Source organism: Micromonospora sp. R311 (genome assembly GCF_056780015.1).
Genome location: NZ_JBSWCE010000080.1, coordinates 1 through 8,442, shown reverse-complemented (window position 1 = coordinate 8,442; position 8,442 = coordinate 1). Strand labels below are relative to the sequence as shown.

General features: G+C 67.7%; 7 protein-coding genes and 1 pseudogene. 3 read left to right on the top strand and 5 right to left on the bottom strand.

The genetic code is table 11. From position 1 onward, the window contains the following. Positions 1-65: 65 nt before the first annotated feature. On the bottom strand, positions 66-416 hold the full coding sequence (locus AC1WTP_RS33875; protein WP_109906127.1) for a glycoside hydrolase family 15 protein: 351 nt from the start codon (positions 414-416) through the stop codon (positions 66-68). Positions 417-763: 347 nt separating this feature from the next. Here AC1WTP_RS33875 and AC1WTP_RS33870 point away from each other — a divergent pair, with 347 nt between their 5' ends. Beyond that, entirely contained in the window at positions 764-1,522 is a 759-nt protein-coding gene (locus AC1WTP_RS33870) for a hypothetical protein (protein WP_481653288.1), read from the top strand. A gap of 109 nt (positions 1,523-1,631) precedes the next feature. On the opposite strand, the gene AC1WTP_RS33865 is transcribed toward AC1WTP_RS33870, so the two are convergent. The 4 genes from AC1WTP_RS33865 to AC1WTP_RS33850 all read right to left on the bottom strand — a co-directional run bounded on the left by AC1WTP_RS33865 (position 1,632) and on the right by AC1WTP_RS33850 (position 5,897). After that, positions 1,632-2,126: an SRPBCC family protein gene (locus AC1WTP_RS33865; protein ID WP_233258159.1), complete on the bottom strand. Its 495-nt coding sequence runs from the start codon at positions 2,124-2,126 to the stop codon at positions 1,632-1,634. Next, positions 2,123-3,889, bottom strand: coding sequence for a glycoside hydrolase family 15 protein (locus tag AC1WTP_RS33860; RefSeq protein ID WP_481653287.1), 1,767 nt, complete (start codon positions 3,887-3,889; stop codon positions 2,123-2,125). Before AC1WTP_RS33860 ends, AC1WTP_RS33865 begins: the two co-directional genes overlap by 4 nt. A gap of 143 nt (positions 3,890-4,032) precedes the next feature. Further along, positions 4,033-4,917 carry an SDR family oxidoreductase gene (locus AC1WTP_RS33855; RefSeq protein WP_109906138.1) on the bottom strand — a complete coding sequence of 295 codons (885 nt, stop codon included), beginning with the start codon at positions 4,915-4,917 and terminating at the stop codon, positions 4,033-4,035. A 323-nt stretch (positions 4,918-5,240) separates the two neighbouring features. Then, positions 5,241-5,897, bottom strand: a complete 657-nt coding sequence (locus tag AC1WTP_RS33850; RefSeq protein WP_109906132.1) for an L-asparaginase family protein — start codon at positions 5,895-5,897, stop codon at positions 5,241-5,243. Between the two features lie 229 nt (positions 5,898-6,126). Here AC1WTP_RS33850 and AC1WTP_RS33845 point away from each other — a divergent pair, with 229 nt between their 5' ends. Together AC1WTP_RS33845 and AC1WTP_RS33840 are read left to right on the top strand one after the other, a co-directional pair. After that, positions 6,127-6,933 (top strand): M23 family metallopeptidase, encoded by an 807-nt coding sequence (locus AC1WTP_RS33845; RefSeq protein ID WP_109906134.1) that lies wholly within the window; start codon positions 6,127-6,129, stop codon positions 6,931-6,933. A 95-nt stretch (positions 6,934-7,028) separates the two neighbouring features. Beyond that, a pseudogene (locus AC1WTP_RS33840) lies at positions 7,029-7,876 on the top strand (RNAseH domain-containing protein). Positions 7,877-8,442: the final 566 nt, after the last annotated feature.

Here is an 8,442-nt window from a genome sequence, read left to right as displayed (position 1 = left end):
TTGCGTCACAACATGATCCTGGATGCCCTCTCTTCATACCCAGACATCGACCCCTGACATCGGAACTACTCGTCTAGAGATGATCCAGCCGTTCGATCGCGGCGCGTGGGCCGTGCCCACCTGTCTGGCAACCAGACGTCTCCCGCTCGGTAGGCATTGTTGACCAGCCAGAAGCTGCACAGCACGAAGGCGCCCTCGTCGCCCTCGATGCCGTCCGGCGTCTGGTCGTGCAGGTAGCGGTAGAGCAGCCCGCCCCCTGCGTCCAGGCGTGCGGCGATGGCGGAGGCGGTGGCGACGACCCGTGGGTAGGTGGCGGGTATCACCTTCCGCAGGGACAGGGCCAGCAGGCTCGCGTCGAGCGCACCGCCGCCGTGCGGGCCAGCCCCGTCTGCCGCGAAATCGCGGACAGACCGCATCCGTCGCGGTCGCGACCCAGGCGGGCGACTCGTCGGTGCGCGTCCGCACCGCTCGGACGATAAAGCGACGGGTCCATGTGCTCACGCGACAGTCTCTGGGACGTGTTCTGGGTGGTGCCGGCTGCGTTCCGGGGGAGGAGACTAACGAGGCGTCGACGTCTGCGCCGAAAGTGTCTCCGCACGGGCCGACGCCGGGCCGTGGGATCGCCGATAAGTCCGAACAGCACCTCCCGACCTACCGACACGTGCCTGCAGTATCGGGCCTTCCCGGGCAAGCTGTATCGACAGACCGTATCAAGGAGAACAGGCGTGACGATCACCGTCGGCGAACCACGACCGAGGTCACCGTGAAGGCGTACACGACGCTCCGCGTCGAGGGCGTCACGATCGAGGTGAAGGGGCGCACTGCCCGCGTCGCCGAGGCCGAGGTCTACTGGGCGTTCGAGGACGGCGCGTGGCGGATCAACTTCGTCCAGGTCACCGGCCCGTTCCTGAACAAGGACGGCCGGGAGTCCCGCCAGCGCCTGAACGAGACCAGCCACCCCGACGACGGCTCCGAGCGCTCCTACCGCACCGTCACCCCGCCGGCGATCCTCGACGCGGCCCTGGCGTACGCGCCCGACTGGACGCCGGAGGTCTCCGAGTCCCGCTACCCGACGAGGCAACGGTCAGGCCGAGCAGCATCTGGGACTGTCCTCCGGCCAGGACAGACAGGAGGAGCCCCGACGGGCATCACCCACGTCGCGACGACCACCCAGGTCCTCGTGCACGCCTACACGTCGCTGCAGCCGGAAGGCTTCACCGCGAAGGTGAAGAGCCGTGCCGCGCGGATCAAGAAGGCGACGGTCCACTGGGACTACGAGGACGGTGCATGGGCCGTCGGCGCCGTGAACATCTGGGGCCCGGTCATCCGACAGAGCGACGGGACCGAGTCGGCCCTGAACGTCGATGAGCTGACCCGGCCCGCGTCCGCCTCGAACTCCCAGTGCGGGGTCGTCACCCCGCCCGAGCTCGTCGAGGTGGCGCTAGAGAACGTGCCCGACTGGACGCCGACGATCAACGGCACCCCTTACCCACGGACGACGAAGCTGCGCAGCGGCCTGTAGTCATGAAGACCCGTCGCAGTGCGGTATGTGGCGAACAGCGTGCGCGCGACCCCGACGCCGAGATCGAACCACGAGGTGGCTGCGCCGAGCACCATCCACCTGTCGACGCCTATGTGGCGGGGAGTTGCCGGTGCATGGCGAGGTCCTCGACGCGGTGCAGGGTTTCCGCGTTGCGGCGGCGGATGATCGGGGCGAGGGTGGCTTTCGGGAGGAGGTGGGCGAGGCCCGTGACCGTCGTCCAGCCCATCCGTATCCGGGTGGTGGTGGGTGATAGTGGTTCCAGTGTCAGTCGGACGCGGGCGACGCCGAGTGGTCCGGCGTGCGCGTCGAGTTCGAGCAGCCGTTCGGGTTCCATCCTGCGCACCATCGTCCGGTCGTCGATGTGCAGTGGCCATGGGCCGATCCGGTGGTGGACTCGGGTGCCCACGGCGGGCCAGCCGTCGTCGACGGCCCGCATGTGGGCGGCGCCGACGACCCAGCTCGCGTAGCTCCAGCCGTTTGCCAGGACAGCGAAGATCCGTTCGGCCGTGGTGGGGATGACTCGGCAGACCTCGATCATCGCCTTCTCCCGTCGCGATCGGGTCTGGGTGCGGGCGGGGGTCATGCGGTCTCCCCGGCTCGGGCCAGGTTCACGCCGCTGGCGATGATCCCGATGTGGCTGAACGCCTGCGGGAAGTTGCCGATGAAGCCGCCCGTCGTGGGGTCGATCTGTTCAGCCAGCAGACCGAGCGGGCTCGTCCTCGCGCACAGGGACGCGTACAGGTCGTGCGCCTGATCGAGGCGGCCCTGATGGACGAGGTTGTCGACCAGCCAGAAGCTGCACAGCACGAAGGCGCCCTCGTCGCCCTCGATGCCGTCCGGCGTCTGGTCGTGCAGGTAGCGGTAGAGCAGCCCATCTCCTGCGTCCAGGCGTGCGGCGATGGCGGAGGCGGTGGCGATCATCCGTGGGTGGGTGGCGGGTATCACCTTCCGCAGGGGCAGGGCCAGCAGGCTCGCGTCGAGCGCGCCGCCGCCGTGGAGGTGGGCGCTGAGCGTCTGGGCCTTGTCGTCCCAGGACTGTTCGAGGATGCGTCGGGTCAGTGCTGCGGCCGTCGTGCGCCACTGGTCTGTCGGCCCTGGCAGTCCGAGCTGTTCGCCGAGACCTGCCGCCCGGTCCAGCGCCACCTGGCACATGCCGGTCGAGTAGGTGAGCACTCGGCTGTCGTTCCGCACTTCCCAGATTCCCTGGTCCGGTTCCTGCCATGCCTGCTCGGAGGCGTGGGCGAGGTCGCGGAGTTTGGCCCACAGGGCCGGCTGAAGCTCCCCGCCAGCGCGTACCCATTGGTCGGCGCAGTCGAGTACTTCTCCGTAGACGTCGTGCTGACGTTGGTCGGCCGCGCCGTTGCCCCAGTGCACGGGGGCGGAACCGCGGTAGCCGCTCAGTCCTGGGTCCTCGACCTCCCCGGGCACGGGCCGGCCGTCGAGGGTGTACATGATTCGTGGTTCCGGAGTCTGTTCGAAGGCGTCGAGTACCCATCCGAGGAAGGCATCGGCTTCGTTGGCGAATCCGATGCGGCGCATGGCGAACACGGTGAATGAGGCGTCGCGGATCCATGCGTAGCGGTAGTCCCAGTTGCGGACGCCGCCGATCGGTGCGGGCAGTGAGGACGTGGGTGCTGCGACCATCGCGCCGTTGACCCAGTCGTCACACAGTTTGAGGGTGATCGCCGCGCGACGGACCAGCGGCTCTTGCGGCCCGCTGTAGGCGAAGTTGGTCATCCAGCGTCGCCATGCGTCGGCCGTCGTCGCCAGCATCTCCTCGGCGTCGAAGCGGTGGTGGCGGTGGATCCGACCCCAGGAGAGGACCAGGTCCACCTGTTCGCCTTCGTGCAGGTCGAAACTGGCCGGCAGGCTGGTCAGCGGTCTGTTGGCGCGTAGGTGTAGTCGCAGGTCGGGACACCGGGAGGGGCGGAGTTCCACACCGTCGAGCGCGGCGCGGGTCTGGCCGCCGTCGCGGGGGCGTAGGTCGATGTCCAGTCGGATGGTGCCGCTGAGGACACGCGCCGAGCGGACGAGTTCACAGCGGCCGGCGGGCGCGTCGTCGGTGAGGTCGCTGCCGGGGCGTACGACGATGGCGTCGGTGATCTGGAGCAGACCGGTGTCCGTGCGTAGTTCGGTGACGAGCACGGCGGTGTCCGGGAGGTAGTACTGGCGTCCCTCGCGAAGGTCCGGCGGGGTGACGGTGAAGTGTCCGCCGCGCTGGTTGTCCAGCAGACCGGCGAGGACCGCGTCGGCGTCGAACCGGGGCAGGCACAGCCAGGGGATCGAGCCGTCCACTCCGACGAGCGCCACGGTCGCGCCGTCCCCGATCACCCCCAGGTCCTCCAAGCGAAGGTATCCGTCGGGCCGGTGGACCGCTCGCAAGGGCGGGTCCAGGTCAAGCACGATGCGCACTCCTTACCCGGTCGAGACCGACAGTTGCAGGACTTCGACCGTAGAGATGAGGCATGCAGGTCCGGTGTCGGGCCTGCTCAGCGGGCGAGGACCTGCCCACCGAACAAGGCCAAGGTCTCACCGGTGACGTAGCTGCTGTCCGCGTTGCTCGCGAAGAAGAGGAACGCAGGGGCGATCTCCTCGGGCTGGGCGGGCCGGCCCAGCGGCACGCCGTCGGTTGCGTCGCCGTACCCAGCCAACTGCTCCGGAGTGCGGCTGGAGGCGTTCAGCGGTGTCCACACCGGCCCGGGCGCCACACAGTTCACCCGGATGCCCCGCGAGACCAGCTCCGTCGCCAGCGACTTGGTGAACGTGTGTATCGCGCCGTTGGTCTCGGCGTAACCGATCAGCGACGGATTGCCCTCGAAGCCGGCCACCGAGCCGCAGTTGACGATGCACCCGCCCGTCGGCAGGTGTCGCATCGCGGCGCGGGCCATGTAGAAGTAGCCCGAGACATTGGTCCGGAACAACTCGTCGAGTTCACCGTCGGACACGTCGGACAGCGACGAGTACTGGAACATGACGGCCGCGTTGTTCACCAGGATGTTCAGCCTGCCGAACTCCGCGACGGTGCGCTCCACCGCCGTGTCGCAGAACGACGAGTCCTTCACGTCCCCCGTCAGCACCAGGCATCGCCGCCCCTCGCGCCCCACCAACTCGCGCACGCGGTCCGCGTCCTCAAGCTCTTCGGGCAGGCAGACGATCGCCACGTCCGCGCCCTCCCGGGCGAACAGGACAGCCACGGCGGCGCCGATACCGCTGTCCCCACCGGTTATCAGCGCGACGCAACCGCCGAGCTTCCCGGACCCCCGCAACGCGGGCGCCTGATTGCGAGGCGGCGGGTCCATCCGCGCGTCCAGCCCCGGCCTCGACTGCGACTGCCCGCGAAAGGGTGGCGTGGGCTGATCGACGGCACCGCTCATCACAAACCTCCTCGTCGGCCCCGCCGTCGTTCCCCTTTCCGAACCTGGCAAACACCGTCCGCCCCGGTCTGGCCCGTGCCCAAAACGGGCCGCCTGCGGCCGGCACGCTCCGTCTGTTGGTGGTGGCGCTGGGACTCGCCACCGCCTTGGTCCACCTCGTAACCGCCGCACTGGAGGCGTTTCGCGCGGTATCTGCAGGAGAGAGTCGTTTGGCGAACGGAGCCGGGTCGACGCACCAGGGCGAACCCGCGAACCCGAGGGAGGTACGAGCCGGTCCCGGTCGCGTGCCCGTGCGTGGCCTGCGCCGGCATCGGCCGGCCCGTTCAAGCCCGGGTCGACGGCATGGCATGTGCGCAACCGAGAGCCTGGAGGTGCTCCCCGTGGAGCCCGAGATCGTCTGGCGGCATCACGTCGACCGGTCGGGAGAGGTCTGCACCATCAGGCTGTCCGGGGACCTCGACCTGGCCGCCAAGGACGATCTGCGCCGGATCCTGGACGACGAGCTGCGCCGACCCGGGGGCCGGCCTGGTCATCGACAAGAACCAAGCGGTGTGCTCAGTGAACCCGCCTGCGGTGGCTATCGCTGTGGCGACCTCCTGTGGCTTCGCTTCGCCGCTGAGGAGGGCGCGTAGCAGAATGCGGGCCTTGTAGGGGTGCAGCCAGCCGGCGGGGATGAGGCCGCGTGCGATGAGGTCCTGCTCGGAGCCGGGGAAACCGTAGGTGTGGGTGAGCGTCGGCTCGGCGGGGGTGCGGGAGGTGAGGACAACGGGGATCCGTTCCGCGAGGGTGGTGAGGGTGTCGACGAGGGATTCGGGAACGGGGCCGACGCCGAATCCGGCGACGACGAGGCCGTCGAGGCGGGTGCCTACGGCGCCGAGGAGGGCAGGGTCGTCATCGAAGGTGACCGCATGCAGGCCGACGGTCGCCTGTCGGGCGGGTTTCGGCACGGGCATGGCCAGCCGGTAGGGCACCCGGCTCACGCGGTTTCGGACCGTACCGGCCCGGCGAAAACCGAGCCTTGACACCAATTGAGTTAGATACCTTAATATTCAAGATCCCAGATGGACGCAGGCTCGCTGGTTCACCGCCGAAGGGGCTGGTCAGTCCGTCCCGAACCAGCGGCCACCTGAATCTGAGCAGAAGTCACCTTCGGTGATCTCCTCGGTGCGGATTGTTTCCGGTCGTCATTCATCGTGAGCAAGGGGCCGAATGCAGACATTCGACGAAACATCGCCGGGGGATGGGGCGGCGTCGCGTGGCATCGACCGTCGCCATCTGCTTGGCCTGGTCACCGCCACGCTGGCGGCCGGCATCATTCCGGAGGCATGGCTCGCAGAAGCCGCGTACGGCGCGACGCCGAGATGGAACCGGCCATTCGACAAATGGGTCCCGATCACGTCTCCGTACGGGATGCGGACAGATCCGATCACTGGCGAGTCCAGGATGCACAACGGCACGGACTACAGCTACTCGGGGATCCTCGGCTATCCGATCCGCTCGATCGCGGCGGGCACCGTAACCAGCGTCTCGTACAGCGCGAGCGGCCTTGGCCACAACGCCACCATCACGCACGCCGATGGTTGGCGGAGTGTCTACGGGCACATGCGGGAGGCTCCCAGAGTCGGGGCGGGCGTGCAGGTCGCCGCCGGCCAGCACATTGGCAACGTGGGATCCACCGGCCACTCCACCGGCCCGCACCTGCATCTTGAGATCTTCCAGCCGAACGGTCAGCGAGTTAACCCCGAGTCGGTTCTCACGGGTGCCCCGTACGCCGGGGCGCCCGGATCTCCCCCTGAAATTGTCACTAAGGATGGACTGATGTACCTCATCTGGAGCACCGGCGGCACCGGTTACCTGGTCACCCCCAACCGCGTCATCGGGCTGCGGTCGATGGCGCACTACAACCTGTTCAAGCGGATCATCAACTCGAATCAGGCCGCCGCCCAGCCTGAGGTCTTCAACGCACTGGAGATCGACCAGATCAACGCGTACCTCAACGGGACGGTGCCTGCCTGATCCATCCCGGGGATGGCCTCGGAGACGCCCGGCCGGCTCGCTGCATCAGAAGCGGGCCGGCCTCCGCGTTGGTCCCGCCAGCGGCACGCGGCGACGTGTGGCAACTGCGTGGCTGGAGCTCGGCCGTTCCTCACTGGCAGCCCTACCGCTCGGCCCAGAACCAGTTCCACGCCATCCAGTACCCGCAGGAGCCGGCGGCAAGAAGTCCTACCGTCAGCGCTGGGACGACATCGGTGCCGTCATCGAACGCGCCCTCGAGGACCTCGTTGAAGAGCTCGACGGCCGACCCTACGTCGTCACCGTCGACGAGGACAGTGCCCGACGCATCTGGGACGGATTGCAGAACAGCAAGCAGAGCAGCCACCCCGGCCCGGGCAAAAGCAAATACTGGCTTCCCGGCTACAGCCTCCAAGAGGATGAACGCCCCGACGCGATCATCCGCATCAACATCGCCGACGACAGAGTGCCTCCGCCGGTCGCATACACGCGCGTGCTCAGCACACGAGACGGCGAAAAGGAGGGTGAGACGACCAACGCTCTGTACGAGATCGAGACGGACTTCGGCACCCCGGTATGGCTCCTGTGTAATGTTCCCCGTAATTACGACGGCGGAAACTCGGGCCGACTCGGCGCCAAATACACCCGGTGGGACGCGAAACGCTCCGTCATCTCCGAGAATCGAGAAGAACGCCGCAAGAGTGAGATGTCCGAACCGTGATACACGATGACCGCCACCGAGATCTTCCCCATCGCCCTCAACGACCGAGTCTCCCACGAAGCGCTCGCGTTCGCCACCGCCCAACTCTGTCACCAAACCATGTACTGGTCCGGCCGCGCCCGCTACCCCGTCGCCCTGCACGCGGCAATACAGATGGACGAAGACCATCCCCGGTACCGCCGCACCGCACAATCAGCCGACGAGGAGCCCGACATCGACGAATAAGAATAAGTCCTGACTGACGCCTGCACCGTGCCATGTCGGGCCGAGGCGATCCGTCACTGTGGTGGGCGCCGGACCCGTGCTCGCCGCTTTGGTCGTCCGTCAGAGCGCGTGAAGCCTGCGCCACAGCCGTCTGTCGGTGCGTTTCCACAGGGCTTTGGGTGTGATGGTCGTACCCGTCGCCGAGCCTGAGGGTAAGTCTCAGAAGCCCTTGCGGCGGGTGTTCCGGATGACGTTTCAGCTCGACCACCTGGTAAGCGGTGACGCTCTGGGCGTTGAGCGACTTCAGCCGCTTGAGCGCTTGATCGTGCTCCAGTCTCGTCTGCGTGGCGGCCGGGTCGCCCTCGGCAAGGAGCCTGGGGGTGAGGCGCCGTGGCTCGATATGGGGTCGAAGCACCTCGTGGACCGCTGGGAGCACGTCGAGGGCGAGGTTGTCGAGGTCCTTTCCCTGTTGCGGAGGCAGCACCAACATGGTGACCTTGATGGGGACGCCTAGACGAGTAGTTCCGAATCCCGGTCAGTGGTCGTAGGCGATCAGTGACCGGGTGACGGGTGCGCCGGTCTTGTTG